At 55.9% G+C, this 315-nt stretch carries 1 protein-coding gene; it reads right to left on the reverse strand.

What is annotated here, in order from left to right:
- Positions 1-145 precede the first annotated feature (145 nt).
- Positions 146-315 (reverse strand): heavy-metal-associated domain-containing protein (locus ACN8M7_RS25985; RefSeq protein WP_490262632.1); only part of this gene is annotated, 170 nt, incomplete at its 5' end.

Here is a 315-nt window from a genome sequence, read left to right on the forward strand (position 1 = left end):
ACGCTGGAAATGCGCGAGCCAGGCGATCACTCAAACTGGCTTCGCGGCCGAGATGGTTCAGAAGGTATGACCAACGAGGTCACCAGTATCCCAGGGCTAAAAGAGCTCTCAGAACTGGAGATTTAGTGGGATAGCAGGTCAGCGCTCAAGCGCTGACCTGGGCCGAATAGCCAAGCTCCTGGATGAGTTCGCGGATCGATTCGGCACTTTCTGTGCTCTCAACGGTGACCTTGCCGGCCGCTCGATCCACTTCTACTCGTGCATCCTGATCCAGAGCTTGAATGGCCTTCGTGATTTTGCTCACGCAACTGCCAC

It is taken from the genome of Pseudomonas spartinae, assembly GCF_965197125.1.
In the GTDB taxonomy this organism is placed as follows: Bacteria; Pseudomonadota; Gammaproteobacteria; order Pseudomonadales; family Pseudomonadaceae; genus Aquipseudomonas; species Aquipseudomonas composti_A.